Origin of the sequence: Amnibacterium sp., from assembly GCF_051956055.1 — a bacterium.
GTDB lineage: Bacteria > Actinomycetota > Actinomycetes > Actinomycetales > Microbacteriaceae > Amnibacterium.
On sequence record NZ_JBQCGC010000105.1, the window covers coordinates 17,974 to 43,767 of the forward strand.

Below are 25,794 nucleotides of genomic sequence, written 5' to 3' on the forward strand. Positions count from 1 at the left end.
CGCGGATCCGGAATCCCTTCGCGGATCCGCAGTTCCTGACCGACACGCCGTCCTGAGCCCCGCTCGGGGCGGCGTGTCGCGTCGGAGATGCGGATCCGCGAGAACGAAGGAGGAGCAGTGGCTGACCACGGCAGGGCCGCGAAGCTCGGCGACGCCATCAAGGAGATCATCGCGAGACGCCTCGAGAAGGGGCTCCGCGACCCCCGGCTCGGCTTCGTCACGATCACCGACGTCCGCATGACGGGCGATCTGCAGCACGCGAGCGTCTTCTACACCGTCTACGGGACGGAGCAGGAGCGGGAGGACTCGGCCGCGGCGCTCAAGGCGGCGACCGGGCTGCTGCGCACCGAGGTCGGGCGGAACATCCGGGCGAGGCTCACGCCGACGCTCGAGTTCATCCCGGACGCGATCCCGGAGAACGCGGCCCACGTGGCCGACCTGCTCGCGCAGGCGAGGGAGGCGGACAGTGCGACCCGGGCGCTCGCCGCCGGCGCGCAGTACGCGGGCGAGGCCGACCCGTACGTGAAGCCGCGCGAGATCGACGGGGAGTGAGCGGCAACCGGGCCGAGCGGCGTGCCGCCGCCGCTCGGCCGACCCTCCAGAACCGGTACGGCACGAGGAAGCAGCGCCGGGCGATGGCGCCCGCGACGCTGGGCGCGATCGTGCTGCTCGGCGGCCTGCTGCTCGTCGGGCAGGACGCCTACTTCCTGATCCGCTACGGCGTGAGCATCCTCGCCGTGATCACGGCGGTGTTCGTGTGGCAGGCGCGTCAGTGGGCGTGGCTGCCGGTCCCGCTCGTCGTGGCGGTGCTGTGGAACCCGGTGCTCCCGCTGTCGTTCTCCGGTCAGCCGTTCCGGCTGGGGCACCTGGCCGGCGCGGCGGCGCTCCTCGTCACCGGCGTCTTCGCGCGGTACACCCCGCGCGACTGACCTTCGTGGTTCAGGAGAAAAGCCGGCTCCGCCGCCGTTTCTCCTGAACGACGAAGGCTCAGGGGAGGGACCAGCCGGTGTCCGTGCGCGCGGCGAGGCCGTCGCGCTCGAGGCCGGACAGGATGCGGGCGCGCTCGGCCGGGTCGGGCAGCACCTGCTGCAGCTCCGCGTCCGTCACCGGGACGTCGCTCGCGCGCAGCTCCGCCATGACGCGCCCGCGCCGCTGCCGGTCGGAGCCGTCGAACCTCGGCTGCCGCCGCGGCGCCGGTCCGTCGTGGGCGGGGAGGCCAGCCGCCCGCCAGGCGCAGACCGCGGCGAGCGGGCACTCGGCGCATCGCGGCGCCCGCGCGGTGCAGACGACCGCGCCGATCTCCATCATCCCGGCGTTGAACGCCCGCTGCTCCTCCCGCCCCTCCGGCAGCAGCGCCGCCATCGCCGGCAGGTCCCGCCGCGCGTTCGGCGCCCCTGGCAGCGCGACGCCCTGCACCGCGCGCGCGATCACCCTGCGCACGTTCGTGTCCACGACCGGGTGCCGGTGGCCGTGGGCGAACACCGCGACCGCCCGTGCCGTGTAGTCGCCGACGCCCGGCAGCGCCAGGAGCTCGTCGACGTCCTCCGGCACGAGATTCCCGTGCCGCTCCGCGATCGCGGTGGCGCAGGCGTGCAGCGCGAGGGCGCGCCGCGGGTACCCGAGCCGGCCCCAGGCCCGCAGCACCTCGGCCGGCGGCGCCGCGGCGAGGTCGGCGGGCGTCGGCCAGCGCCGCAGCCACTCCTCGAGGATCGGCACGACCCTGGCCACCTGCGTCTGCTGCAGCATGAACTCGGACACGAGCGTGCCCCATGCGCTGAACCCCGGTCGCCGCCACGGGAGGTCGCGCGCGTGCACCGCGAACCAGTCGGTGACAAGCGCCGGATCGAGGCTCACGCGAGCCGCTTCTCGAAGAACACGCGGTCGAACCCGTCCTCGTGCCGGCGGGCGGTGACGGCGTAGCCGCGCCGCGGGTAGAACGCGAGCGCCTCCGGCATCGCGGCGTTCGTGTACAGCCGCACCGTGTTCGTGCCCGTCTCGATGGCCGTCAGCTCGGCGCGGTCGAGCAGGAGGGAGCCGACGCCGGAGCCCTGCGCGGCAGGGTCCACCGCGACGGTGTCGACGAGCACGGCGTCCGGGTGCGGCCAGAGCACGAGCACGCCGACGACGCGCTCGTCGAGGACGGCGACGGTCACCGCGGTGGCCGAGATCACGGTCGGCCAGTCGAGCAGGAGCGGAGCGGGCCGCACCCCGCTCCGGTCCACGAACGCGGCGAACGCGGCGGTGACGACCGCCTCGATCGCCCGTGCATCCGCGTGCCGCGCGGCGCGCAACCGGATCCCCGACATCGACGAACGAGCGTAGGCGGCTAGCGTCGCTCCCGTGGCCCGATGGCAGCCCGAGCGGGCGGACGTGATCGCGGAGTACGCCCGCGAGGTGGTCGCCGTGCATCCGCGCGGGCGCCTCCTCGTCGGCATCGACGGGATCGAGGACCCGGAGGGGGATCCGTCGTCCGGTCGTGAGCGCTTCGCCGTCGATCTCGCCGCCGCCGTACGCGCAGGGGGCGTGCCGTCGGCGGCGGTGCCGATCGCCCGGTTCGCGGCGCGGCCGCTCGCGGCGACGCCCGAGCGCTACCTCGACGAGGCGCGGTTCCGGACCGAGCTGCTCGCGCCCTACCGCGGCGGCGGGCTCGCCGGACTGCAGGCCGAGCGCACCGTGCTCGTCGTCTCCGGCCCGTTCCTGCACCTCGGCGACCTCGCCGGCGTCTGGCACACGAGCGCGTGGCTGCAGGTGCCGCGGGCGGAGGCGCGGGAGCGCGACGCCGCGCGCCGCCCAGGAGCCGACCCGGCGCCCTGGTCCGCGCTCGTCGACATCGCCTTCCGCCGGGTCGACGCCCGCAAGCGCGCGAACGCGAGCTTCGACCTCACCGATCCGGAGCACCCCAGGCGCGTGTTCGAGGACGCCTGCTGAGGGTGTTCGTGGATCCGGGGGTGCGATCACTTCCCCGGATCGACGCACGCCTTCAGGCGCGGAGGGCCCGGGCCGCGTCGTCGGGGCTGCGGAAGCGGCCGGTCGCCTCCACCTCGTGGACGAGCTCCACGATGCGGCGGTTCACCGGGGTGGGGACGCCGACGCGGGCGCCCACCTCCACCACCGCCCCCGACAGGTGGTCGATCTCGGTCGGGCGGCCCCTGCGGATGCTCTGGAGGGTGCTGCCCGGGTTCGGCACGGTCCCCATGCGGGCGGTCACGCCTCGCCGCAGCGCACGCGCGGCGAGCGGCACCGGGAGCAGCTCGAGCGTGCGCACGAGCGACTCGGGCAGCGCGGGAAGCCCCTCGAGGCGGACGCCGTCGGCCCTGGCCACCCGGATCGTCTCGCGCATCGCGGTCGCGATCGCCGCGGTGAGCGCCGAGGACCGCAGCGCCTCCTGCAGCGACAGGCCCGTGATCGCCGGCGCGGCGTTCAGCTGGTTCACCACCAGCTTCGACCACTGCAGACCGGCGAGCCCCGGCGCGGTGCGCACCTCGGCCACCGAGCCGAGCACCGCGGCCGCCTCCTCCAGCTCGGCTCGGGTCGCGCTGTCGCGGGCCAGCACCGTCACGCCGGTTGCGGTGACCGTCACCACCCCGGGGGAGAGGTAGGAGGCCGCGATCATCGACGCCGCGCCCATGAGCGGCGACGTCGGCAGCGCCGAACGGAGCGCCTGCGGCCCCTGCACCCCGTTCTGCACGACCACGACCGGTACCCGGTCGAGCACCCCCGCGTTCTGCGCCGCCGCGGCGGGCGCGTCCTGGGCCTTCACCGCGAGCAGGGCGAGCTCCGGCGGCTCCGGGAGCACCTGCGCTGCGCCGATCCGCGCCGTCGCGTCGCCGTACGCGCCCTCGAGTCGCAGCCCGTGCTGCCGGATCGCATCGAGCTGGGCGCCCCGCGCGGTCACCACCACCTCGTGGCCCGCCCGGTCGAGGAGCGCCGCGAACGTGCCGCCGAGCGCTCCCGCTCCGATCACGCCGATCCGCACCGGGGCATCGTAGTGACCGGCTGATGGGACGATGGAGGCGTGACCTCCGGCCTGCTGCTCCTGGACAAGCCGGTCGGCCCCACCTCGCACGACCTCGTGCAGCGGACGCGTCGCCTCGCCGGCACGCGGCGCGTCGGGCACGCCGGCACGCTCGACCCGGCGGCGAGCGGCCTGATGATCCTCGGCGTGGACGGCGCGACCCGGTTGCTCACCTACCTCGTCGGGCTCGACAAGACGTACACGGCGACGATCCGGCTCGGGGTCGCGACCTCGACCGACGACGCCGAGGGCACGCCGGTCGGCGAGGCGCTGCCGGTCACGGCGGCGGTGCGCGAGCGGATCCCCGGCGCGGTGCGGGCCCTGACCGGCGAGGTCGACCAGGTCCCGTCCTCGGTGAGCGCGGTGCACGTCGACGGGCGCCGCGCGCACGAGCTGGTGCGCGCCGGGGTCGAGGTCGACCTGCCGTCGCGGCGCGTGACGATCCGGCGCTTCGACGTGCTCGCGACCCGGGAGGAGGAGCTCGACGTGGTCGTGGACTGCTCCTCCGGCACGTACATCCGGGCGCTCGCCAGGGATCTCGGCGCGGCGCTCGGCGTCGGCGGTCACCTGACGGCGCTCCGGCGCACCCGGGTCGGCCCGTTCGACGTCGCGGAGGCAGGCGCGCTCGAGGCGCCCCTGCCGTTCCGCAGTCCCGCCTCCGTCGCCGAGGCGCTGTTCCCGGTGCTCCGGCTGGACGCGGACGAGCAGGTGGCGCTCCAGCAGGGCAAGCGCCTGCCAACGGGGCTCGCGGACACCCCGGTGGTCGCGGCCGTGGGGGAGGACGGGCGGCTCATCGGGCTCGTGGAGGTCCGTGCGGGGCGCACCCGGGTCCTCATGAACCTGCCGCCCGAACCGGTCGCGGCATGATCCTCGGGTTCACCGTCGCCGCCGCGATCATCGCGGGCGCCGCCGCGCTCCTCGCCGTCGTGCTGGGTCTCGCCGGACGCGAGCCCTCCGATCTGTCCCTCGCCGGGCCCGCGCTCGTCGAGCTGCTCCTGCTCGCCCAGCTCGTGATCGCGATCGTCGCGCCGTTCGTCGGGAACCCGCCCTCCGGCAGCGTCGTCGAGTTCTACGCCTACCTGATCTCGGCGCTCGTGATCCCGCCTGCGGCGATCTTCTGGGCCCTCACCGAGCGGACCAGATGGTCCGTCGTGGTCGTGGGGATCGCCTGCTTCGCGATCGCCGTGATGTTCGTCCGCATGCAGATCATCTGGACGCTGCAGGGGCAGTGAGCGCGAACCGCCGACCTGCGGCCGTGGGAGGATTCCGGGGCGATGACCGAGAAGAGCGCCGAGCGGCCGAAGACCTCAGGACCGGGGCGCACCCTCATCGTCTTCTACTTCATCATGACCATCGCGGCCCTGGCCAGGAGCCTCTACGAGATCGCCGCCCACTTCCAGGTCGCGCCGGTCGCGTACCTGCTCTCGCTCTTCGCCGGGCTGGTCTACCTCGTCGCGACCATCGCGCTGATCCGGCCAGGGCGCACCGCGTTCCGGGTCGCGCAGGCGGCGATCACCGTCGAGCTCGTGGGCGTGCTCGCGGTCGGCACGCTGTCCGTGGTCGACCTCGCGCTCTTCCCGTTCGCGGGTGACCGGAGCACCGTCTGGGCCTACTTCGGGCTCGAGTACCTGCTCATCCCGCTCGTCCTGCCGATCCTCGGCCTGCTGTTCCTCCGCAGCCAGCGCGCCGTCTTCACCCGGGCGGCCTGACCGTGGAGGTCTTCACGGGCATCGCCGCGGTGCCGGAGGGGTTCGGCCCGTCCGCGGTGACGATCGGCAAGTTCGACGGGCTGCACACCGGCCACCGCGTCGTCATCGAGGACCTCCTCGAGCTCGCGGGGGACGACCTCGAGCCCGTGGTCGTGACCTTCGATCGCAACCCGCTCGAGCTCCTCCACCCGGACCGCTGCCCGCAACCGCTGGTCGGCCTCGACCAGAAGCTCGACCTGCTCGCCTCCGCCGGCGTGGCCGCGACCGTGGTGCTGCCGTTCGACGCCGCGCTCGCCGCGCTCGAACCGGAGGCGTTCGTGGACGAGGTGCTCCTCGGCCCGCTCGGCATGCGGCGGCTGCTCGTGGGCGACGACTTCCGCTTCGGCCGCCACGGTCGCGGCGACGTGGCGCTGCTCGAGCGGATGGGAGCGGAGCGCGGCTTCACCGTGCGCGTGCAGCGGCAGGTGACGCGCGAGTCGCGGCGGGTCTCCTCCACCTGGATCCGGGAGCTGCTCGGTGCCGGCGCGATCGAGGAGGCGACCGCGCTGCTCGGCCGCCCGCCCGCGGTGCGCGGCGAGGTCGTCCACGGCGCGCACCGGGGCCGTGAGCTCGGCTTCCCCACCGCCAACCTCGCGGAGCGGTCGGACGGCATGATCCCCGCGGACGGCGTGTACGCCGGGCGGCTCGTGGACCGCTCGCTCGATCCGCCGGTGGCGTACCCCGCGGCGATCTCGGTGGGCAGCAACCCGACCTTCGAGGGCGTTCCGCCGAAGCAGGTGGAGGCGTACGTGCTCGATCGCACCCTCGACCTGTACGGGCACCTCGTCGACGTGGAGTTCACCCACCGCATCCGCGGGCAGGTCGCCTACCGCGGCATCGAGCCGCTGATCGCGCAGATGACCGTCGACGTCGAGCAGGTCCGCACGCTCGTCGGCTGACCTGCGTTGTACCGGAGATCCGGGCCGCGGCGCGCTGGATCTCCTGAACGACGAAGTCAGTAGGAGGACGCGTCCGTCGCGCCGGAGGCGGCGCCGGTCGCGACGAGCCGCTGCACGTCGCCGAGGATCGTCTCCGTCGCGCTCGTGCCGAAGCGGTCGACGCCCACCGCGCGCATCTCGAGCAGCGTCGCGAGCCCCCGCACGCCGCCAGAGGCCTTCACCCGCACCGCGGGGGAGACCGCGTCGCGCATGAGCCGCAGGTGGTGCAGCGTCGCGCCGCCGCCCGCGAACCCGGTCGACGTCTTCACGAACGACGCCCCGGCGGCCTCCGCCGCCTTCGCGCCCGCGACGACCTCGTCGTCGGTGAGGAACGCGGTCTCGAGGATGACCTTGACGACGTGGCCGCCGGCGACCGCGACGACCGCGGCGATGTCGTCCGTCACCGCCGCGAGGTCCCCGCTGCGCAGGCGCCCGATGTGCAGGACCATGTCCAGCTCGCTCGCCCCGTCGTCGAGCGCCCTGCGGCTCTCCTCGGTCTTCGCCGCGGTCGAGGTGGACCCGTGCGGGAACCCGATGACGGTGCCCGTCGCCACCCCGGTGCCGTCCAGCCTCGCCACGGACCGGGGGACGTCGGATGGGCGGACGCAGACGCTGAAGACCCCCCAGCGGGCCGCGAGGTCGAGGTCCGCGGCGACCTGGTCGTCGGTGAGCTCCGGCTTCAGGATCGCGTGGTCGATCAGGGCGGCGATGGACTCGACGGTGATGGGCTCGGTCGCTGGCACGGCCGCACAGCCTACGCGTCCGCGTTTGGCCTGTTCAGGACGGCCCCTTAGCCTGACCGGGTGAGCGACTCGGAAGCCTCCCAGCCCGACCAGGCGCCTGCAGGGCCGCTGCTCCTGCTGGGCGACAGCCTCACCGAGGCGGGTCCCTGGGCCGAGGCCTTCCCCGACCAGGAGGTCGTGAACGCCGGCGTCGCAGGGGACACGACCGCCGATGTCGCGGAACGGCTCGACGACGTCATCGCCCTGCAGCCGGGCACGGTCGTGCTCATGGCGGGCACGAACGAGTCCCGCCGGGCCACGGTCGAGCAGGTGGTGCGCGGCCTCGAGGACATCCTGTTCCGCCTCCGGCACGAGCTGCCGGACGCCAGGCTCGTGGTCTGCTCCGTCCTGCCCCGCGAGCGCGAGCGCGCGGACTGGATCCGCGAGGTGAACATCCACGTGCGGCAGTTCGCCCCGACCGTGAAGGCCGAGTTCCTCGACCTGTGGCCGGCGTTCGCGGAGGAGGACGGCGAGCTGCGTCCGGAGCTCACCACCGATCGCCTCCACCTGACCGACGCCGGGTACGCGGCTTGGGCGGAGGAGCTGCGCGCCCAGCTCGCCTGATCGGCAGCGCGCGCCGAATCGCGGCGATCTCGCAGCCGATCAGGTGATCGGCGGGTACACGGGACGGATACCATTCGTCCAGGAGCGCCTCCTCCACAGGCGCCGCGACGACGCCGCCCCGGTGCGGCTGGAGGACCGTCAGCGAAGCTCCACGACCTGAACAGGGGATCCCGCCATGCCCGTGCGCTCCAAGCTCCGTCCCCTGCAGAGTCCGGCGTCGCGCATCCGGTCGCGCCCCGACGTGGTCCAGGTCGACGGCGTGCTGGCGCTCGCCGACCGCCACGAGACCCCCTCCGAGGCGCGCGTGGCCGATCTGCTGTTCCTCGCCGACGCGCTCGACGCGGCCGACATCGAGTACCTGCTCGTCCGGGACGACGCGCACCGGCCGATCCTCGTCGTCGACGAGAGCGAGCGGCTCGCGGTCACCCGCGCCCTCGTCGCCGCCTGCGCGGACGAGCCGTTCCTCGCAGTCGCCCTGAAGCGCAACCTGCGCCCCAGGGACGAGTCGGTGCTCGTCGCGGACGGCGACGTCGCTCCGGCGCGCACGGACCGCCTCCTGTCCCTGTACCGCCCGAGGGTCGACGGCGCCGGCGTGCTGCACGCCGATCCCGCCGACGGGGTGCGCTTCGAGTTCTGGGTCCGGCAGGGCGCCGAGGTCCGGGTACCGGCCCCGAACGCCCTGACCCGCAGGCGGTTCATCACCGCGGAGCTGCACCCGGAGACGACCGAGCGGTACGGGCGCACCTGGTCGACGATGCGCGACATGTTCGCGGACCTGGTGTCCGACGTGACGTTCCCGATCGACATGGTGTTCTCCTGGGTCGACGGCACCGACAAGGAGTGGCAGCGGGCGCGCGCCAGGCGGATGGCGGCCTACGTGGTGGGGGAGGGCGACGACTCGGAGGCGCGCTTCCGCCAGATCGACGAGCTGCGCTACGCGCTGCGCAGCGTGCACACCTTCCTGCCCTGGGTCAGGAACATCTACATCGCCACCGACTCCAACCCGCCCGCCTGGCTCGCGGAGCACCCGAGGGTGCGCATCGTGCGCAGCGAGGAGTTCTTCTCGGACCCCTCCGTGCTCCCGACGCACAACTCCCAGGCGGTGGAGAGCCAGATCCACCACATCGAGGGCCTCTCCGAGCACTTCATCTACTCGAACGACGACATGTTCATCGGGCGCCCCCTCCGGCCGGACGTGTTCTTCTCGCCGGGAGGCGTCAGCCGGTTCATCGAGGCGGACACCCGGATCGGGCTCGGTGACAACGACCCGGCGCGCAGCGGGTTCGAGAACTCCGCCAGGGTGAACCGGGCGCTCCTGAAGGAGCGCTTCGGACGCGTGATCACCCGGCATCTCGAGCACACCGCCGCGCCGCTGCGGAAGAGCGTCATCGAGGAGATGGAGCAGGAGTTCGCGGCCGAGTTCAGGGCGACGGCGGCGAGCCCGTTCCGCGCGAAGGACAACATCTCCGTCACGAACAGCCTCTACCACTACTACGCGTTGCTCACCGGGCGGGCGGTGCCGAACACCGCGTCCTCGATGCTCTACGTCGACACCACCACCCACAAGGGCCTCGGCCTGCTCAAGCGGCTCGCGAAGCGCCGCGACTACGACTTCTTCTGCCTCAACGACGGCAGCTTCCCCGAGGTGTCGCCGGAGGTGCGGGCGAAGAAGGTCACGGCGTTCCTGCAGACCTACTTCCCGCTCCCGGCCCCGTGGGAGCGGACGGAGCAGGCGGAGGAGACCCCGGCGCAGGCCGGGTGACCGGGCTCGGCTCCGGCTAGGGGCGGATGACCGGGATCGGCCTGGTCATCGCCTCGAGCTCCTCGTCGACGCGGTCGAAGACGCGCGACGGCAGGTGCGCGTTGACCGCGTCTGGGATCGTGACGCCGTGCGCGGCGAGGATCTCGGCGCTCTCCGCCGCGGACGTCGTCGACATCGCGAGGCCCGCGGCGACCGGCACGACCGAGTGCAGCACCAGCTCGTCGTAGACGTGCACGAGGTTGTACGACTGGTTGCCGTCCTGCGGGCGGGTGCCGCGCGTCTCGCCGGTCAGGTCCTGCGTGTAGCAGGTGGCCGACGCGACGGAGACGGGGATGCCCGCGAAGGTGCCGCTCGTGGAGAAGTGCACGTGCCCGGCGAGGATCGACCGGACGTCGCTGCCCTCGACGACCTCGCGGAGCCCCGCCTGGTCGCGCAGCTCCACCATGACGGCGAGGTCCTGGATGCAGGGCAGCGGCGGGTGGTGCAGGGCGAGGATCGTCCCGTGCGGCGCGGGGGAGGCGAGCTCCTCCGCGAGCCAGTCGAGCTGCGCGCCCGTGAGCTCGCCGTGGTGGTGCCCGGGCACCGAGGTGTCCATCGTGATGACCCTGAGGCCGTGCACGTCGTAGACGCGGTCCACCGGCCTGCGGTTGCGCGCCTGGCCGAACAGCTCGCGCCGGAACGTGGCGCGGTCGTCGTGGTTGCCCATGCACCAGATGACCTGGGCGCCGAGCCGAGCCGCGGCCGGTTCGACGATCGAGCGCAGGAGGCGGTACGCCTCCGCGTCGCCGTGGTCGGCGAGATCACCGGTGAAGACGATCGCCTCCGGGCGGGTGCCGGAGGCCTCGAGCTCTGCGAAGATGCGCTGCAGGCTGCGTTCCGGCGCGATGCGGTCGTAGAGCCTGCCGCCGGGGATCAGCAGATGCGTGTCGCTCAGGTGCAGGAGGAAGTGGTCAGGACGGCCGTGCTCGGCCGTCCTCGCGGTATCGGACCCGTCAGCGCCTCGGCTGGACAATTCGGCTTCTCGCTTTCCGTCGCGTGGCGGCACAAGTTACTCGCGGCCGAGGACGGCCCGCGTCCCCCCGAATGGATGTCGTCTGAACAGGCATCGTCGCCGCGGTGAACGGGATGCCGCGCAACCCGGCTGGCGGGTCGGCGTTTCCGTCCTCCGGGTGCACGGATCCGCGGCCGACCGTGCCCGGCGGAGCGCGGTCAGGGCCGGGCGCCCACCCTCCCGACCGCGAGCGCGGCGAGGGAGGCGGCCCGCGCGCCCGCCTCCGCGTCGGTCGCGCCGTCGAGCAGCGCGCCGAGCAGCCCGGCCGCGTACGCGTCCCCGGCACCGGTCACGTCCACGACGTCCGCGGCGACGGCCGCCACCCGTTCGACGCCGCCCGCCGTGGCGAGCAGGGAACCGCCGGAGCCGAGCGTCACGACCACGAGCGGATGTGCCGCCGCGAGCTCGCGGGCCGCCGCGACCGGGTCCGTCCTGCCGGTGAGCAGCTGCGCCTCCTCGAGGCCCGCGATCAGCAGGTCCACCCCGGCGACGATGCGGCGGAACCGGTCGGGCCCGAGCACCCGCAGGTGGCCGGCGGAGCCCGGCGCCACGGAGGTGGTGAGCCCCGCCGCGGTCGCCCGCTCGAACAGCGCGCGCCAGCCCGCGTCCCGGTCGGGGCCCGCGAACACGTGCCCGGTGACGTGGAGCAGGGCGTGCCCGGCGAGCAGGTCGTCGCGGACGTCCGCGGGATCGGTGTCCTCGTTCGCGCCGCGGTCGGTGAGCATGGCGCGCGACTCGCCCTGCGACAGCACCACGATCGTGCCGGTGGGCCGACGGCGCGGGATGAGGTGCGGCACGACGCCCCGCTCGACGAGCAGCGCCTCGTGCCGCTGCACGTCCTCGCGGCCGACGGAGGCCACGAGCGTGACGGGCGTGCCCGTGCCCGCGAGCCAGCACGCGGTGTTCGCGGCCGATCCGCCTGCGACGCGCTCGATCCTGCTCGGGGTGTCCGTGTCGGGGCTGATGGGCCCTGAGGGCCGCACGAGCACGTCGTCGATCACGTCCCCGACGGCGAGGACCCCGGCCATCTCAGCGGGCGGCGGCGTACGCGGTGGCGATCGCGGCCGCGACGCGCACGTTGTTCCTCGCGAGGGCGAGGTTCACCTCGAGCGAGGTCCCCCCTGAGGCGGTGACGATGAACGACAGGAGGAACGGCGTCACGGCCTTGCCCCGCACGTTCGCGGCTTCGGCCGCGGCGAACGCCTCCGCGAGCACGCGGTCGTGCTCGGCCCGGTCCCAGCCCTCCGCCTCCGGTACCGGGTTGGCGACGACGAGGCCGGGCCGGGGTCGACCGTCCTCGGGTGCGGCGTCCTGCGCGCGCAGGATCGCGGCGACCTCCTCCGGGCCGTCCACCCGCCAGTCCAGGTCGAACCCCGACGTCGGGAGCCAGAAGCTCGGGAAGGCCGTCGTGCCGTAGCCGACCACCGGGACCGAGAGCGTCTCGAGGCGTTCGAGCGTCGCGCCGATGTCGAGCACGCTCTTCACCCCGGCGGAGACGACCGCGACGGGGTGCTCGGCGAGGGCGACGAGGTCGGCGGACTCGTCGAAGGTGGCCGACGCGCCGCGGTGCACACCGCCGAGGCCGCCCGTCGCGAACACGCGCACCCCCGCCAGCGCCGCGAGATGCGTGGTGGCTGCGACCGTCGTCGCCGCGCTCGCGCCACGAGCGGCGAGCACCGGCAGGTCGCGGATGCTCGCCTTCGCCATGTCCTCGTTCGCGATGCGCTCGACACCCGTCCCGTCGAGACCGACGCGGGGCACGCCGTCCAGCACGGCGACGGTCGCCGGCACGACGCCCGCGTCCCGGAGGATCGCCTCGAACTCCCCGGCGGCCTCGAGGTTCCGCGGGCGCGGCAGGCCGTGGCTGATGATCGTCGACTCGAGCGCGACCACGGGCCGTCCGGCCTCGAGCGCGTCGGCGACCTCGTCGGACAGGAGGAACGGCGGGTTCGGCACGGCGCACCAGCCTAGGAGAGGACGCCCGGCTCGCCGCTCCGCCGCCGCGGGCGCGGCCCGCCCGCAGGCGTCCCCGCTAGCGTCGGACCATGGCTTCGGACGCGGTCGACGACGTCGTGGTGGGCGCGGGCGTCGTGGGGCTCACCACCGCGCTCCTGCTGGCGAGGGGCGGGCACCGGGTGGTGGTGATCACGGCGGAGCCCGTCGGCGGCGGGTCCTCCGGTCGTTCCGCCGGCGTGATCAGCCAGCTGCACGGCACCGCGTACCGCCGGATGGCGGGCGAGACCGCGCGGAAGAACGCCGCGGCGTACCGGGCGATGAACGCGGCCGGCTTCGCGTTCCTCGAGGAGCTCATCGACGCGACCGGCACGGCGCACGCACGCCACGACGCGTACCTCGTCGCGTCCCGTCCCGAGGGCGCCGCGCGGATCGACGAGGAGCACCTCGCCGCCCAGCGGGCGGGCCTGAAGCTCGAGAAGCTGCAGCGGTCGCCCGCCCTCCCGTTCGGGCACCACGGCGCGCTTCGCCTGCCCGACCAGCTCCTCGTCGACCCGGCCAGGCTGCTGTCCGCGCTGGCGATCGCCGCGACCCGGGCCGGGGTGCGCATCGTGGAGCGGGAGCGCGTCGTCGACATCCGGGTCCGGCCGAAGGACGTGACCACGGTCGAGACCGGCCAGAACGAGTACTCGGCCCGGCACGTGGTGCTCGCCACCGGCACGCCGATCCTCGACCGGGGCCTGTACGCGCTGAAGACGGCCGCGTTCCGCATCGTGGCGGTGGCGGGCGCGGCCGAGGTCGGCCTGCCGATCGTGACCGCGATCGGGCCGCGCGGCAGCACGACCGTGTCGCCGACGCCCCATGGCGGCCTCACGGCGATCGGGCAGGCGCACGCGGTCGGCACGGGCGGCTCCGAGCTGCACCGCGCCGACCGGCTCGACGAGGCGGTGCGCCGGATGGCGCCCGACTTCGTGCGCACCGACGCCTGGAGCGGTCAGGACTACCGGCCGTTCAACCCGATCGCCTTCGTGGGCAGGCTGCCGCGGGCCGGCGGCGCCGTGTCGTTCGCCTCCGGGTTCGACGGATGGGGGCTCACCCAGGGCGCTGCGGCGGGGATCCGCCTGAGCCGCGACCTGCTCGGCCTGTCGCGACCCGCGTGGGCGACCACGATCGGCAGACGGGTCACCCGGCCGCGCAGCCAGGGCATCGGGCTCGTCGCCGACGTGCGGGCCGCGTCGGCGCTGGTCTCCGGCTTCCGGCGCCTCGCCCCCGCCGACCTCCGGCTGCTGAAGGAGGGCCAGGGGGTCGTCCACCGCACCGACGACGGGCCGGTCGCCACGAGCCGGACCGGGGACGTGCTGCGGAGCGTCGTCGCCACCTGCACCAGGGCGGGCGGGGTCGTGGTGTGGAACGACCTCGAGACGAGCTGGGACTGCCCCGTCTGCGGCAGCCGGTTCGACGTCGACGGCAGCGTGCTCGAGGGCGGTGCGCGCGGGCCGCTCCGTCCGGTGCCGACCCCCGGCGCGCCGGACGGCGCGTCGGACCGCTGATCCCATCCGCGGTACACTTGCTCCTGCTGCAGGCCGCGGCCCCATGGCCTTGCTCGACGACGCTCGTCCGATTCGAGTCCGCTGCCGGCACCCGTTCCACTTCGTTCCGCGCCCGCGGCGACGCCGCGGCTCTCGTTCCGCGCGGACGGCTTTCCTGGAGACCCACTTGGTTCGATCCACGGCGACCCCCACGAGGACCCGCACCGCCCGCAAGGGCGCATTCGACAACACCGGACTGATCCCCGTGCTCGCACGGGCGGTCCGGGAGGTGGAGACCGCGGCGTCCCGCGGCCCCGTCAACCCGTCCGGACGCACGAAGTTCCAGGTGATCGCGCTCCTCGTGCGCGAGGAGCGCGCGCGGGCGAAGACGGACCCGGAGCTCGGCGAGGAGGCCAGGGCGGAGACCCTGAAGCGGCTCGACGGCGTCGCGACGATCCTCGCGAAGACCGCGGCGCGCGACACCTCGCTGATCGCGCTGCTCGAGCCGGGCCACGCCCCGTCCGACTCCGCGCGGTCGCTGAAGCGCCGCATGCTGCAGGAGGCGGGCTACGACGTGCCGGAGGAGGAGACGCCGGCAGCGCCCACCGCCGCGGACCCGTTCGCCGAGCGGCAGGTGACCCCCGTGTCGGTGCGCGCGCGGCAGCTCGCGAACCCGTTCCTGCCGCCGGACTTCGCGCTCGGCCGCGCGCCGCACCTGACCCGCAGGCTCGCGAACTGGGAGCTGCTCGGCCCGCTCTTCAAGGCGTTCGAGATCGGCGGGGGCGGCGTCACCAGCATGGAGCTGCCGGAGTCGCCGGCGAAGCCGCGCTGGGCGCCTCCCGGCACCGAGCTGATGCACCACCAGGCCGCGTTCATCGAGGCCGTGGCCCGCGGCCACCGCACGTTCCTGCTCGCCGACGAGCCGGGCCTCGGGAAGACCGCGCAGAGCCTCATCGCCGCGTCGGTCGCGGACGCCTTCCCGCTCCTCGCGGTCGTGCCGAACGTCGTGAAGATGAACTGGGCGCGCGAGGTCCAGAAGTGGATCCCGAACCGCACGGCGACCGTGATCCACGGCGACGGCGACGACCTGGACGCGTTCGCGGACGTCGTGATCGTGAACTACGAGGTGCTCGACCGGCACTCGGGGTGGCTGAAGACCCTCGGGTTCAAGGGCATGGTCGTCGACGAGGCGCACTTCATCAAGAACCACGGGTCGCAGCGCTCGAAGCTCGTGCTGTCGCTCGCCGCCGCGCTCCGCGAGCGCCGCAGCGATCCCCTCCTGCTCGCCCTCACCGGCACGCCGGTGATCAACAGCACGGAGGACTTCAAGGCGATCTGGCAGTTCCTCGGCTGGATCGACGAGACGAAGCCGCTGCCCGAGCTGATGGCCAGGCTCGAGGAGACGGGGCTGTCCCCGGCCGAGCCCGGGTTCCTCCCCGCCGCCAGGCAGGCGGTCATCGACATGGGCTTCGTCCGCCGCCGCAAGGTCGACGTCGCGGCCGACCTGCCCGCGAAGCGCGTCGTGGACCTGCCCGTCGAGCTCGACGACGAGGCCGGCCGCTCGATCCGGCAGGCCGAGCGCGAGCTGCAGCAGCGGCTCGTGCAGCGGTACCGGTCGCTGGCCGCCGGTCGCAAGCCGGAGACCGACGAGCAGCGGATGCAGCTCGTGCGCCTCGTCGCGCAGCAGGAGCTCGAGGAGTCCAGGAGCGCGACCACCGGCGAGAACATCTTCACGATGATCCGGAAGATCGGGTCCGCGAAGGCGGCGCTCGCGGCGGACTACGCCACGCAGCTCGCCCGTTCGACGGGCAAGGTCGTGCTGTTCGCCAAGCACATCGACGTGATGGACCAGGCGGAGGCGACCTTCGCGCGCCGGGCGATCAAGTCGGTGTCGATCCGCGGCGACCAGACGGCCGCGGCCCGCGAGCGCGCGGTCGACTCGTTCCTGCACGACAAGGGGACGAAGGCGATCGTCTGCTCGCTGTCCGCCGCGGGCGTGGGCATCAACCTGCAGGTCGCCTCGAACGTCGTGCTCGCCGAGCTGTCGTGGACGGCGGCCGAGCAGCAGCAGGCGATCGACCGCACGCACCGCATCGGCCAGTCGGAGCCGGTCACCGCGTGGCGGATCATCGCGGCGCACACGATCGACGCCCGCATCGCGGAGCTGGTCGACTCGAAGGCGTCGCTCGCGGCGCGCGCGCTCGACGGCAACGACTCCGAGGTGACCGGCGAGACGTCGGTGCAGCTCGACGCCCTGATCAGCCTCCTGAAGGACGCCCTCAAGCTGTAGAGCACATCAGCAGGAATTCCCGCGCCCGTCAGCAGGAGGAATCCACTTCAGCAGGAAGGAACCGCCCCGTTCTTCCTGCCGAAGCGATTCCTTCCTGCTGTCGTGCTCGTCGGACGAGGTGGGTGGCGGCGACGCGGCGCGAGCGGGGCGCCGACGCCGTCCATCCGCATCCGAACGTCCCCTCGGGTCCTACGCTGGAGCGATGACGGGCGGGCTGCTGAGCGCGCTGCTGCTCCTGCGCCCGGGCGCGACGGGCGCGGAGCTGCTCCTCACGGCCGCCCTGGTGGCGGCGGCGCTGACCGTCGTCGCGGTGCTCCGCGCGGTCTCCGCGCCGCGGACCGCGCTGCCGGTCCCTGCGCAGCACGGGTTCGCCGTGCTCCGCGTGCTCCTGCGGGTGAGCGACCCGGCGGCGGATGGACATCGGAGGGCGAGGGCTCCGGGCGCGACGCGCTGAACCGACCCGCCTCGAGCGGGTGCTGCGCGCCCCCGTCCCGCGCCGGGACGGCTCCCGATCGTTCCCCTGGGGAACGCGTCCGCTTCGCCGACCTCGGAAGGTCCCGCCATGCCCGATCTCCTCGCCCCCGTCCGCTCAGCGGTCGAGGCCCTCCTCACCTGGTTCCACACGACCCTCACCGGCATCGGGCTCGATCCCGCCGCCGGGCTCACCTGGCTCGCCGCCGTCGCGCTGCTCGTCGTCGCGGTCCGCGCCCTGCTCCTCCCGCTCGCGGTGCGCTCCTTCCGGTCCACCCTCCGGATGCGCGCGCTCCAGCCCGAGCTCGCCGCGATCCGCGACCGTGCGAAGGGCCGGACCGATCTCGCCTCCCGCCGGCGGATGGCGGAGGAGACCGCCGCGCTCTACCGCGAGCGCGGCATCCGCCCGCTCGCCTCGTTCCTGCCCCTGCTGATCCAGGTACCGCTGTTCCTGGCGCTCGTGCAGGCGCTGGAGGCCGCCGCCCACTCGACGGGCGGCGCCGCCATCGGCTCGTTCGCCGCGGCAGCGGTGTTCGGTGCGCCGCTCGCCGTGACAGCCCTGGGCGGCGGCGTCCCGTCCGCGGTCGTCGGGTTCGCGCTGCTGCTGCTCACCGCGGGCGCCCAGGTCCTGACGCAGCATCTCGCCTCGGTCGGCGCCGCGCCGGCGCCCGGCGGTCGGCTGCTGCTCCTCCTGCCCCTGGTCACGGCGGCGAGCGGGCTGGCGTTCCCCGTCGGCGTCATCGCCTACTGGGCGTGCAGCGCGCTGTTCACCCTGGGCCAGCAGCTCCTCCTGCCGCGCCTGGTCCGCATCGCCTGAGGAGGCGTTCGCGGATCCGGAGATCCTGAGCGACACCCGGAGCGGGAGGCCCCGCGCCCGGCGTGTCGCCGAAAAACTCCGGATCCGCGAAGGAAAGCCGGATCCGCGAAGGACCGGGTCAGGGGTGGAGGAGCACCTTCGTCCAGCCGTCCTCACGCTCGTCGAAGTGCCGGTAGCCCTCCGGAGCCTCGTCCAGCGACAGCTCGTGGCTCACGATGATCCCCGGGTTCAGCTTGTCGCGGTGGATGAGGTTCCGCAGCTGCCGGTTGTACTGCTTGACGTTCGCCTGGCCGGTCGCGATCGCCTGCCCCTTGAAGAACAGCGTCCCGAAGTCCATCGGGAACTCGCCCTGCTTGGCGAGATCGGAGGAGGCGTTCGGGTCCTCGGGCACGTACACCCCGACCACGCCGATGCGGCCGGTCGGGCGCACCGCCTGGATCAGCGCGTTGATCGTGATCCCCGGCTGTTCGTGGCCCTCGTGGTCGTGCGCCTGGTACCCGACCGCCTCCACCCCCTTGTCCGCGCCCTCGCCGTTCGTGCGGTCGAGCACCTGCTGCACCGCGTCGCCCTTCGAGTCGTCGATGGGGGTCGCGCCCACCCGTTCGACGAGCTTCAGCCGGTCCGGCTGGCGGTCGATCACGTAGACCTCCGCCGCGCCCCGGAGGTTCGCGGACATGGCGGCCATCAGGCCGACCGGGCCCGCGCCGTAGACGACGACCGAGTCGCCGATGCCGACGTCGGCCAGCTGCGTGCCGTGGTAGCCGGTGGGGAGGATGTCGGACAGCATCACGTAGTCCTTCTCCTTCTCGTGCGCGTCGTCCGGCAGCACGAGCGCGTTGAAGTCGGCGTACGGGACCCGCAGCAGCTCCGCCTGGCCGCCCGAGTACGGGCCCATGTCGGCGTAGCCGTACGCGCCGCCCGCGCTGCCCGGGTTGACGGTCAGGCAGAACCCGGTCCGGCCCGCCTCGCAGTTCTTGCAGAAGCCGCAGGCGATGTTGAACGGCAGGACGACGACGTCGCCGACCTTGACCCGGTCGACGCCCGACCCGACCTCGATGACCTCGCCCATGTTCTCGTGGCCGAGCACCTTGCCCTGCTCGACGTCGGTGCGCCCCTCGTACATGTGGAGGTCGCTGCCGCAGATGTTCGTGGTGGTGATGCGGACGAGGGCGTCCGTGGGGCGCTCGATCCTCGCGTCCGGCACCTCGTCGATCGTCACGTGCTTCGGGCCGTGGTACACGAGTGCGCGCATGGGTTCCTCCTTCTCGGGCGCCGACGTCGACGCGGTCCCACCGTGCGTCGTGCTCCTCCGCATCCCCGGCACGGTTGCTGTGCGGAGGTCCGGCGGGGCCTGGGCGCGGGCGGTGAGACCGGGCGGGGCTCCCGCGTGACCGTCAGTCGGCGAGGCCGAGCACGTCGAGGATCCAGGCGAGCTCGAACGCGCGCTCCTGCCAGGCCGCGTAGCGGCCGGACACGCCGCCGTGCCCGGCGCTCATCTCCACCTTCAGCAGGACGTCGGCGCCCACCTCCCGCAGCCGGGCGACCCACTTGGCCGGCTCCACGTAGAGCACGCGCGTGTCGTTGAGCGAGGTGGTGGCGAGGATGCGCGGGTACGGGTGGTCACCGACGTTCTCGACCGGCGAGTACGACTTCATGTAGGCGTACACCTCCGGGTCGTGGAGGGGATCACCCCACACGTCCCACTCGATGACCGTGAGGGGCAGCGACGGGTCGAGGATCGAGGTGAGCGGGTCGACGAACGGCACCCCGGCGTGGATGCCCGCGAACAGGTCGGGGGCGAGGTTCGCGACGGCGCCCATCAGCAGGCCGCCGGCGCTCGCCCCCTCCGCGACCAGCCTGCCCGGCTCCGTCCAGTCCTCCGCGACGAGATGGCGCGCGCAGGCCACGAAGTCGGTGAACGTGTTCCGCTTCGAGCGGGTCTTGCCCTGCTCGTACCAGTGGCGGCCCATCTCGCCGCCGCCGCGCACGTGCGCGATCGCGAACAGGACACCGCGGTCGAGGAGCGACAGCCGCGCGATCGAGAACGACGGGTCGATGCTCGCCTCGTACGAGCCGTAGCCGTAGAGCAGCATCGGCGCGGCGTGCGCGCGGTCCTCCATCAGGTCGGCGCGCCCGACGATCGAGATCGGCACCCGGGTGCCGTCCGGCGCGGTCGCCCACTCCCGGTGCTCCCGGTAGGCGGCGGGGTCGTAGCCGCCGCGCACCGGCTGCTGCTTCAGCACCCGGCGGGCGCCCGTCACCGTGTCCAGGTCGAGGACGGTGGACGGGGTCACGAGCGAGCCGAAGCCGATCCTGAGGGTCGGCTGCGCCCACTCGGGGTTCGAGCCGATGCCCGCCGTGAACAGCGGTTCGTCGAACCGGATCTCCTCGATGCCGGTCGGCTGGAGCAGGCCGACCCTGGCCAGGCCGCCCTCCCGGTAGGACACCGCGACGAACCGTTCGAAGGCGTCGACCTCCTCCAGCCGCACGCCGGGGCGGGAGGGCAGCAGCACGTCGCGCGGGCCGCGCGGATCGGCGGGGTCCACGGCGACGAGCTCGAAGTCCTCGGCGCCGTCGTTGTGCAGGATGAGCAGGCGGTCGCGCCCGTCGAGCACCGCGTGCTCGACGATGTACTCGACGCCCTCGGTCCGCGGCCAGACCACCTGGAAGCCGGCCTCGGGATGGCGGGTGTCGAGCAGCAACGACTCGCTCGTCACCTTCGAGCCGATGCCGATCTCGACGTAGCGCCGGCTCCTCGTCATGCCGACCCCGACCCAGTAGCGGTCGTCGGGCTCCGTGAAGAGCACCTCGTCGGCACCCGTCGCGCCGAGCTCGTGCCGCAGCACGGTGTCGGGTCGCCACGCCTCGTCGCAGGTCGTGTAGTAGATCCCCGTCCCGTCCGCGTCGAACAGCGCGCCGGGCATGGTGCCCTCGATCACGTCGGGCAGGGCCTCCCCGGTGCGCAGGTCCTTCACCCGCAGGACGTACCGCTCGTCGCCGACCGTGTCCGCCGCCCAGAGCAGGAGGTGCCCGTCCGGCGACACGTCGAAGCTGCCGAGCGAGTAGAAGTCGTGGCCGGCCGCCTCCGCGTCGTCGTCGAGGAGCACCTGCTCGCCCGGTACCTCGTCGCCGAGCGTCGGAGGCGCCCAGTCGTCCGGTCCGGCGATCGGGGCCCGGCAGTGCCGCGCGTACTGCTTGCCCTCCTCGGTCCGGCTGAAGTACCACCAGTCGCCCTCGCGCGACGGCACGGAGAGGTCCGTCTCCTTCGTGCGCGCCTTGATCTCGCCGAAGATCGTGCGGCGGAGGGGCTCGAGGGACGCGAGGCGGGCGTCGGTGTACGCGTTCTCCGCCTCCAGGTGGGCCAGGACGGCGGGGTCGTCGCGGTCGCGCAGCCACTCGTATGCGTCGACGACCGCGTCGCCGTGGTGGGTCCTGGTGCGCGGGCGCCGCTCGGCGAGCGGCGCGGCGGGCAGGGCGAGGGGGAGCTCGGTGGTCATGCGACGGCCTCCAGCAGCCGGTGCACGGCCAGTTCGGGGATGGGGAGCCAGGTGGGGCGGTTGCGTGCCTCGTAGACGCACTCGTAGAGCGCCTTGTCGAGCTCGAGGGCGGCGAGGAGGGGCGCGAAAGGGGCGAGCGCGGTGCCGAGCTCCGCCTCGTAGCCGGCGAGGAAGGCCGTTCTCGCCTGATCCGACCACGCCCTCGCACGGGCCGCGTCGCCGCCCTCGTGGGCGATCGTCCCGGCGACGTAGTCGAACGACCGCAGCATGCCCGCGACGTCGCGCAGCGCCAGGTCCGGTTCGTTCCGCTCGGTCATCGGCCGGAGCGGCTCGCCCTCGAAGTCGAGGAGCACCCACCCCCGGCCGGGCACCTGCAGCACCTGGCCGAGGTGGTAGTCGCCGTGCACCCGCTGCAGGGCCGGCCACCTGCCTGCCGCGCCGGTCTCGAGCACGGCCGCGATCGCGTCCCGCACACGGGCGACCGACGGCACGAGCGCCGCAGCCGATGCGGCGCGGGCGCGCATGCTGCCGAGCAGCGCGGCGTGCGCGACCTCGTCGGCCCGGGCGGTCGGGAGCACGGCGGCGAGGACGCGGTGCACCTCGGCGGTCGCGGCGCCGAGGTCGCGCGCGGGCGCCGAGAAGTCGTCGTCCGCACGCGCCGCGTCCAGCGCCACGCGCCAGGCGTCGCGGGTGTCGGCGAGGAACTCCTGGACGACCGCGAGATGCCCGTGCGCGACCCCGCCGGCGGCCGCGGGGTCCGGCCACGAGCCGAGCAGCGCGCCGTAGGTGGCGGGCACGCGCGGGGACCCGGCGGCGGCGATCGCCGACTGGAGCACCACGTCGGGGTTCTCGCCGTCGTGCAGCGCGCGGAACACCTTCACCATCAGCAGCGCTGTCCCGCCGTCGGCCGTCTCCGCGTCGACGATGATCGACGTGTTGGACTGCTCGCCGGAGAGCACCTTCGCGCTCCGCACCCCGGGCACGCCGCCGGTCCACCCGATCCGCCGGCCGCGCGCTCCGGCACCGTCCCCGGTCAGCTCCGCTTCGCCGAGCGTCGCCGCGAGCAGCGCGGCGACGAACGCGGGGTCGTGCGGGCCGTCCGCGAGCCCCGATCCGCCGATCCCGTCGCCGTCCGCCGCCACCAGCGGCACCTGGTACAGCGCCTCGGCCCCTGCCGACGCGTCCCGGATGAGGAGCGTGCGCACCGTGCCGTCCGCGGTGAGCGGGAGGACGGCGGCGAGGCCGAGCGCGTCACCGGTCGCGTTCGCGAACCAGCGCTGGCGGGCGATCCAGGGAGCGAGCGCTCCGACGGGGTGGGAGGGATCGGCCATGACCCATGAACCTACCGAGCGGGGGCCGAGCGTCCGCTCAGTCCGCTCCGGACTCCGACCGGGGCTCCTCGTCCTCGTCGGGCAGCGCCGCGAGGGACTCGTCGCGCGCCTCCGCCGCCTGCCGGAGCGCGCGCTCGATGCCCTCGCTCGAGCGCTCGCGCCAGTCCTCGGCGGTGTCGACGGCCCGTGCGCGCACGCCCTCCGCCGTGGTCGTCCACCGGTCGCGCACCTCGAGCGCCGTCTCGGTCCACTGGTCGCGCAGCTCCTGCGCGGTCACGGCCGTGCGCTCGCGGAGCTGGTCGACGGAGGCCGCGGTCCGTTCCCGGAGGAGCCGAGCAGAGTCGGCCGCCCTGCGGCGGTTCTCATCGCTGAGCGTCGCCGCCACCGCGGCGATCGCCGCGCCGGCGACGAACACGCCGAGCGAGACGGTCCAGCCGACGACCCTGCCGTTCACGAGTCGTCGCCCTCGCCGAGGTCCTCGCCGCCCTCGTCCACCACCGGCCGGAGGTCCGCGTCGCCCGGCACGGTGAAGTCCTGCTCGACCTCGGTCTCGTCGGGCGTGCCGTCGGGGAGCCCCTGCCGCGTCATGGCACCACGGTAGCCCGACCGGGCGGCGCCCGTGAGCGGACCTCAGGACTCCCTGACGACCTCCTCCGGTCGCTTGTCCGGGCGCCAGCCGCGCCAGCTCGCCTGGCGCAGGCGTCCGTCGTCGGTCCACTCCGCGAACCGCACCTCGCCCACGGAGGACGGCGTGACCCAGTGCGCGTCGTTCGCGTCGGCCCTCGGCACGTCCTCGAACGGCGTCGTCCTCCGCTCGTGCGGACGCAGCCGCGCGGCGATCGCGTCGAGCTCGGCGTCGCTGAACCCGGTGCCCACGCGGCCGACGTATCGCAGCCGCCCGCCCTCGTTGACCCCGACCAGCAGGCTGCCGACGCCGCCCGCGCGCCGACCGTTGCCCGGTCGCCAGCCCCCGACGACCACCTCCTGCTGCCGTTCGTGCTTCCGCTTCACCCAGTCCTTCGAGCGGGCGCCCGGCCGGTAGGCGGCGCCGGTGCGCTTGACGACCACGCCCTCGAGGCCCAGCCGCCGGCTCGTCGCCATGGCGTCCGCCAGGGCCTCCTGCAGCCCGTCGCCGGTCGCGGTGACGACCACGGGCGGCACGTCGATCGGGCCGCCGCGCTCGACGAGCCGCTCGAGCAGCGCGCGTCGCTCGCGGTATGGCGCCCGTGTCGTCGACGTGCCGTCCACGTCGAGCACGTCGAACAGCAGGAGCCGCACGTCCTGCCGCCCCATCGCGGCCTCGACGTCCCGCGCCTTCGTCAGCCCCATCCGCTGCTGGAGGGCGGAGAAGGAGGGGCGGCCCTTCGCGTCGAGCGCGACGATCTCGCCGTCGAGCACGGCGCCGCCCGCGTGCACCCGGGCAGCGAGCTCCTGCAGCTCGGGGTAGGTCGGCGTCAGGTCGAGGTCGTTCCTGCTCGTCAGCACGACCCGGCCGTCCTCGACGCGGGCGACGCAGCGCACGCCGTCCCACTTCATCTCGATCGCCCACTCCTCGTCCGCATCGATCGGCGAGCCCGCCGTGGCGAGCATCGGCGAGGGGGCGCCGGCCCCCGGCTCATGGCGCGCCTCCGGCTCAGGATCCGGCTCGAGCGCCATGCGGTGGATCAGCCAGTGCTCGCCCTGTGCGCCCTTCGGCCGGTCGCGGTCCGTGCGGATCAGCGCGAGCCGCACGGGGTCGCCGCCGAGGCCGCCGCCCGCCCGGCCGTGCAGGACGACGATCACCTCGTCGTCGCGGAACTTCTCCGTCTCGTACGTCCCCTCGTCCCACAACTCGACGTGGCCGCCCCCGTACTCGCCCTTCGGGATCTCGCCGGTGAAGGTCGCGTACTCGAGCGGATGGTCCTCGGTGTGCACCGCGAGGTGGTTCCCGGTCCCGGACGTCGGCACGCCCTTCGGGAGCGCCCAGGAGACGAGGACGCCGCCGCGCTCGAGCCGGAAGTCCCAGTGCAGGCGCCGCGCATGGTGCTCCTGGATGACGAAGGTGTCGTCGGCGCCCTTGGCGGGGGCCGCCTCCGGCACCGGCTCGGGCGTGCGGCCGGCGTCGCGCATCGAGCGGTACCTGGCCAGCGCGTCCTCCCGCGCGGCCGCAGGAGCGAGGCCGGCGAGCAGGTCGCCGTCGCGCTCGAGCCGCTGCACGACCTCCTCCGGGCGCAGCTGCCGCAGCCCGGGGTCGTCGAGCTCCTCCCAGGTGCGCGGGGCTGCGGCGGCGACGTGGACGGTGCCCCGGAGGGAGTACGGCACGAGCGTCGTCTTCGCCGCGCGGTTCTGGCTCCAGTCGACGAGCACCCGGTGCTGCCGGTTCGCCTTCTTCATGTCGCTGACCACGAGGTCGGGGTGGTCCGCCTCGAGCGAGCGCGCGAGCTCGTGCGCGACCTCGGTGACGTGGTCCGACGTCCACCGGCCGCCGAGGTGCGCGAAGAGGTGGATGCCCTTCGACCCGCTCGTGACGGGGAGGGGCTCGAGACCCATGCCGGTCAGCACGGGGCGCAGGAGGCGGGCGACCTCGGCGCACTCCTGCAGCCCGGCGCCCTCGCCGGGGTCGAGGTCGAGGACCAGCCGGTCCGGTCGTCCCGGCTCGCCGGAAGCGGTGAAGCGCCACTGCGGCACGTGCACCTCGAGGGTCGCCTGCTGCGCGAGCCACGTGAGCGTGGCGAGGTCGTCGACGACCGGGTACGTGTTCGTCCCGGACCGGTGCGTGATGGTGCCGCGATGGATCCACTCGGGCGCGTGGGACTCGAGGTTCTTCACGAAGAACGGGTGCCCGGGCTCATCGAGGGTGCCGACCCCGTCCGGCCAGCGCTTGCGCGTCGCCGGCCGCCCGGCGGCGAGCGGGATCAGCGCGGAGGCGACGGCGGCGAAGTAGGCGAGCACGTCGCCTTTCGTGAAGCCGTCCTCCGGGTACAGCACCTTGTCGAGATTGGTCAGGGCGACGCGGTGCCCGTCGACCTCGACGACCTGTTTCGCTCCGCTGGGCACGGCCTCAGCG

Annotated in this window: 26 protein-coding genes; 13 read left to right on the forward strand and 13 right to left on the reverse strand. The window is 74.0% G+C overall.

Annotated features, from left to right (window positions below; translation table 11 throughout):
• Window positions 1–117 precede the first annotated feature (117 nt).
• Entirely contained in the window at window positions 118–552 is a 435-nt protein-coding gene (rbfA, locus tag ACTHLI_RS14645; protein WP_440185197.1) for a 30S ribosome-binding factor RbfA, read from the forward strand.
• Window positions 549–929 (forward strand): DUF6804 family protein, encoded by a 381-nt coding sequence (locus ACTHLI_RS14650; protein ID WP_440185200.1) that lies wholly within the window; start codon window positions 549–551, stop codon window positions 927–929. Before rbfA ends, ACTHLI_RS14650 begins: the two co-directional genes overlap by 4 nt.
• Before the next feature lie 58 nt (window positions 930–987).
• On the opposite strand, the gene ACTHLI_RS14655 is transcribed toward ACTHLI_RS14650, so the two are convergent.
• Entirely contained in the window at window positions 988–1,854 is an 867-nt protein-coding gene (locus tag ACTHLI_RS14655; RefSeq protein ID WP_440185202.1) for an A/G-specific adenine glycosylase, read from the reverse strand.
• On the reverse strand, window positions 1,851–2,306 hold the full coding sequence (locus ACTHLI_RS14660; protein ID WP_440185205.1) for a GNAT family N-acetyltransferase: 456 nt from the start codon (window positions 2,304–2,306) through the stop codon (window positions 1,851–1,853). Before ACTHLI_RS14660 ends, ACTHLI_RS14655 begins: the two co-directional genes overlap by 4 nt.
• A 34-nt stretch (window positions 2,307–2,340) precedes the next feature.
• On the opposite strand from ACTHLI_RS14660, the gene ACTHLI_RS14665 reads away from it, so the two are divergent.
• A complete protein-coding gene (locus ACTHLI_RS14665; protein WP_440185208.1) occupies window positions 2,341–2,928 on the forward strand; it encodes a hypothetical protein in 588 nt (195 codons plus the stop codon).
• Between the two features lie 52 nt (window positions 2,929–2,980).
• Here ACTHLI_RS14665 and ACTHLI_RS14670 read toward each other — a convergent pair whose 3' ends face one another.
• A complete protein-coding gene (locus ACTHLI_RS14670) occupies window positions 2,981–3,976 on the reverse strand; it encodes a ketopantoate reductase family protein (RefSeq protein ID WP_440185211.1) in 996 nt (331 codons plus the stop codon).
• Window positions 3,977–4,015: 39 nt separating this feature from the next.
• Here ACTHLI_RS14670 and truB point away from each other — a divergent pair, with 39 nt between their 5' ends.
• The 4 genes from truB to ACTHLI_RS14690 are packed head-to-tail and all read left to right on the forward strand — an operon-like array spanning window position 4,016 to window position 6,662.
• Complete coding sequence (gene truB, locus ACTHLI_RS14675; RefSeq protein WP_440185214.1) at window positions 4,016–4,882, forward strand: tRNA pseudouridine(55) synthase TruB; 867 nt, start codon at window positions 4,016–4,018, stop codon at window positions 4,880–4,882.
• Window positions 4,879–5,247 (forward strand): hypothetical protein, encoded by a 369-nt coding sequence (locus ACTHLI_RS14680; RefSeq protein WP_440185216.1) that lies wholly within the window; start codon window positions 4,879–4,881, stop codon window positions 5,245–5,247. Before truB ends, ACTHLI_RS14680 begins: the two co-directional genes overlap by 4 nt.
• 42 nt (window positions 5,248–5,289) lie before the next feature.
• Window positions 5,290–5,724 (forward strand): hypothetical protein, encoded by a 435-nt coding sequence (locus ACTHLI_RS14685; protein ID WP_440185219.1) that lies wholly within the window; start codon window positions 5,290–5,292, stop codon window positions 5,722–5,724.
• A gap of 2 nt (window positions 5,725–5,726) precedes the next feature.
• Complete coding sequence (locus tag ACTHLI_RS14690; RefSeq protein WP_440185221.1) at window positions 5,727–6,662, forward strand: bifunctional riboflavin kinase/FAD synthetase; 936 nt, start codon at window positions 5,727–5,729, stop codon at window positions 6,660–6,662.
• Window positions 6,663–6,718: 56 nt separating this feature from the next.
• Here ACTHLI_RS14690 and deoC read toward each other — a convergent pair whose 3' ends face one another.
• On the reverse strand, window positions 6,719–7,444 hold the full coding sequence (deoC, locus tag ACTHLI_RS14695; protein ID WP_440185224.1) for a deoxyribose-phosphate aldolase: 726 nt from the start codon (window positions 7,442–7,444) through the stop codon (window positions 6,719–6,721).
• A gap of 60 nt (window positions 7,445–7,504) precedes the next feature.
• Here deoC and ACTHLI_RS14700 point away from each other — a divergent pair, with 60 nt between their 5' ends.
• Together ACTHLI_RS14700 and ACTHLI_RS14705 are read left to right on the forward strand one after the other, a co-directional pair.
• Window positions 7,505–8,047, forward strand: coding sequence for a GDSL-type esterase/lipase family protein (locus ACTHLI_RS14700; protein ID WP_440185227.1), 543 nt, complete (start codon window positions 7,505–7,507; stop codon window positions 8,045–8,047).
• A gap of 175 nt (window positions 8,048–8,222) precedes the next feature.
• Complete coding sequence (locus tag ACTHLI_RS14705) at window positions 8,223–9,809, forward strand: stealth family protein (protein ID WP_440185229.1); 1,587 nt, start codon at window positions 8,223–8,225, stop codon at window positions 9,807–9,809.
• Between the two features lie 16 nt (window positions 9,810–9,825).
• Here the strand turns inward: ACTHLI_RS14705 and ACTHLI_RS14710 are convergent, their stop codons facing one another.
• The 3 genes from ACTHLI_RS14710 to ACTHLI_RS14720 all read right to left on the reverse strand — a co-directional run bounded on the left by ACTHLI_RS14710 (window position 9,826) and on the right by ACTHLI_RS14720 (window position 12,816).
• Window positions 9,826–10,821, reverse strand: coding sequence for a phosphodiesterase (locus ACTHLI_RS14710; protein WP_440185232.1), 996 nt, complete (start codon window positions 10,819–10,821; stop codon window positions 9,826–9,828).
• Window positions 10,822–11,018: 197 nt separating this feature from the next.
• Entirely contained in the window at window positions 11,019–11,888 is an 870-nt protein-coding gene (locus ACTHLI_RS14715) for a carbohydrate kinase family protein (RefSeq protein ID WP_440185235.1), read from the reverse strand.
• A 1-nt stretch (window position 11,889) separates the two neighbouring features.
• A complete protein-coding gene (locus ACTHLI_RS14720; protein WP_440185238.1) occupies window positions 11,890–12,816 on the reverse strand; it encodes a pseudouridine-5'-phosphate glycosidase in 927 nt (308 codons plus the stop codon).
• A gap of 89 nt (window positions 12,817–12,905) precedes the next feature.
• On the opposite strand from ACTHLI_RS14720, the gene ACTHLI_RS14725 reads away from it, so the two are divergent.
• From ACTHLI_RS14725 to yidC, 4 genes are all read left to right on the forward strand, one after another.
• On the forward strand, window positions 12,906–14,363 hold the full coding sequence (locus tag ACTHLI_RS14725; RefSeq protein WP_440185241.1) for an FAD-dependent oxidoreductase: 1,458 nt from the start codon (window positions 12,906–12,908) through the stop codon (window positions 14,361–14,363).
• A 43-nt stretch (window positions 14,364–14,406) separates the two neighbouring features.
• Window positions 14,407–16,632 (forward strand): DEAD/DEAH box helicase, encoded by a 2,226-nt coding sequence (locus ACTHLI_RS14730; protein WP_440185244.1) that lies wholly within the window; start codon window positions 14,407–14,409, stop codon window positions 16,630–16,632.
• A 202-nt stretch (window positions 16,633–16,834) separates the two neighbouring features.
• On the forward strand, window positions 16,835–17,086 hold the full coding sequence (locus ACTHLI_RS14735) for a DUF6412 domain-containing protein (RefSeq protein ID WP_440185246.1): 252 nt from the start codon (window positions 16,835–16,837) through the stop codon (window positions 17,084–17,086).
• A 108-nt stretch (window positions 17,087–17,194) separates the two neighbouring features.
• Window positions 17,195–17,920, forward strand: a complete 726-nt coding sequence (gene yidC, locus ACTHLI_RS14740; protein ID WP_440185249.1) for a membrane protein insertase YidC — start codon at window positions 17,195–17,197, stop codon at window positions 17,918–17,920.
• Window positions 17,921–18,038: 118 nt separating this feature from the next.
• Here yidC and ACTHLI_RS14745 read toward each other — a convergent pair whose 3' ends face one another.
• The 6 genes from ACTHLI_RS14745 to ACTHLI_RS14770 form a co-directional block, all read right to left on the reverse strand.
• Entirely contained in the window at window positions 18,039–19,172 is a 1,134-nt protein-coding gene (locus tag ACTHLI_RS14745) for a glutathione-independent formaldehyde dehydrogenase (protein ID WP_440185252.1), read from the reverse strand.
• Window positions 19,173–19,314: 142 nt separating this feature from the next.
• Window positions 19,315–21,417 carry a S9 family peptidase gene (locus ACTHLI_RS14750; protein ID WP_440185255.1) on the reverse strand — a complete coding sequence of 701 codons (2,103 nt, stop codon included), beginning with the start codon at window positions 21,415–21,417 and terminating at the stop codon, window positions 19,315–19,317.
• A complete protein-coding gene (locus ACTHLI_RS14755) occupies window positions 21,414–22,748 on the reverse strand; it encodes a maltokinase N-terminal cap-like domain-containing protein (protein WP_440185258.1) in 1,335 nt (444 codons plus the stop codon). The genes ACTHLI_RS14750 and ACTHLI_RS14755 overlap by 4 nt, the downstream gene beginning before the upstream one ends.
• 37 nt (window positions 22,749–22,785) lie before the next feature.
• Window positions 22,786–23,202, reverse strand: a complete 417-nt coding sequence (locus tag ACTHLI_RS14760) for a hypothetical protein (protein WP_440185261.1) — start codon at window positions 23,200–23,202, stop codon at window positions 22,786–22,788.
• Window positions 23,199–23,336, reverse strand: a complete 138-nt coding sequence (locus ACTHLI_RS14765; RefSeq protein WP_440185263.1) for a hypothetical protein — start codon at window positions 23,334–23,336, stop codon at window positions 23,199–23,201. The genes ACTHLI_RS14760 and ACTHLI_RS14765 overlap by 4 nt, the downstream gene beginning before the upstream one ends.
• A gap of 42 nt (window positions 23,337–23,378) precedes the next feature.
• Window positions 23,379–25,784 (reverse strand): ATP-dependent DNA ligase, encoded by a 2,406-nt coding sequence (locus tag ACTHLI_RS14770; protein ID WP_440185265.1) that lies wholly within the window; start codon window positions 25,782–25,784, stop codon window positions 23,379–23,381.
• Window positions 25,785–25,794 lie beyond the last annotated feature (10 nt).